1 protein-coding gene is annotated in these 1,327 nt (G+C 51.7%); it reads right to left on the bottom strand.

Going from position 1 to position 1,327, the window contains the following annotated elements:
* Positions 1–39: 39 nt before the first annotated feature.
* Positions 40–1,269, bottom strand: coding sequence for an IS256 family transposase (locus NGM62_RS21860; protein ID WP_262250424.1), 1,230 nt, complete (start codon positions 1,267–1,269; stop codon positions 40–42).
* Between the last annotated feature and the right edge of the window lie 58 nt (positions 1,270–1,327).

Consider the following 1,327-nt stretch of genomic DNA (forward strand, 5'->3'; position numbering starts at 1 on the left):
AACATCGGCCCCGCGGGGCCGATGTTCAACCCCTGTTGCTCAAGGCAAATCTAACACCATTCTTCCGGGAAACCAAACCGCCAGCCGCTGCGAGGTTTCCGCCCAGTTTGCAAGGGGCATCGTCCATTTCTTTTTGATATTGCCATGGGCAAGGTAAACCAGCTTCAAAAGCGCCATATCCGACGTGAAAGCACCTTTCGTCTTGGTTACCTTGCGCACCTGCCTGTGGAATCCCTCGATCGTGTTAGTCGTATAAACCAGTTTGCGGATGGCCTTGTCGTAGCGGAAATAGGCCGTAAGCTTATCCCAGTTGCGGCGCCAGGACTCGATGACCTTTTCGTATTTGACCCCCCATTTCGCTTCCAAATCGTCCATACGCAGTTCAGCCTGGTCAAGCGTATCGGCACGGTAGACCGGTTTGAGGTCATTCATGAACGCTTTCTGGTCCTTACTGGACACGTATTTCAGGCTGTTACGAATCTGGTGGACCACACACGTCTGCACCTCCGTTTCCGGGAAAACACCGGCAATGGCCTCCGGAAACCCCGTCAGGTTATCGATGCAGGCGATCAGGATATCCTCCACGCCACGGTTCTGAAGGTCGGTCAGTACCCCAAGCCAGAAATTGGCACCCTCATTTTCTGAAATATACATCCCTAAAAGCTCCTTGTGGCCATGACGATCGATGCCAAGGATATTGTAAACCGCACGGGAGACGAACCGGTGGTCCTCTTTCACCTTGTAATGCATCGCGTCCATCCAAACGATGGTGTAAAGCCTGTCAAGGCTTCTTGACTGCCATTCCCTGATCTCCGGAATGATACGGTCGGTAATCGTGGATAACGTGCTGTGACTGATATCCGTGTCGTACATCTCTTTGATATGGGAAGATATATCCCGGAAACTCATACCAAGACCGTACATGCCAAGTATCTTCTTCTCAAGGCTGTCGGCCAGGATCGTCTCGCGCTTGCGGACCAACGAGGGCTCAAAACTTGACTGGCGGTCGCGGGAAGTCGTGATGTCAAGCTCCCCATCGGATGTCTTCAGCCGTTTGGTCTGCTTGCCGTTGCGGCGGTTACCGCTAGCCCGTTCCTCCTCGTCAAGGTGGGCGTCCAGTTCCGCTTCAAGCGCAGACTCCAGAAACTTCTTTAGTAGCGGCGCAAAAGCCCCATTCTTCCCATAAAGTGAATCCCCGCTGCGTAGCTGGCGCAACGCAGCCGTTTTCATCTCTTCGTAATCGAATTCTTCTTGCTTTTTTTCTCTCATTTTAAACTGTGACTAAGTTAACATTTATAACTCTTGACACAGTTTGTTTTACAGTCTC

Source organism: Parapedobacter soli (genome assembly GCF_025460835.1).
GTDB classification, from domain to species: Bacteria; Bacteroidota; Bacteroidia; order Sphingobacteriales; family Sphingobacteriaceae; genus Parapedobacter; species Parapedobacter soli.

What these genes read in the sequence shown, in the direction of transcription:
- NGM62_RS21860 (WP_262250424.1), bottom strand. Translation starts at nt 1,269, where the DNA reads ATGAGAGAAAAAAAGCAAGAAGAATTCGATTACGAAGAGATGAAAACG.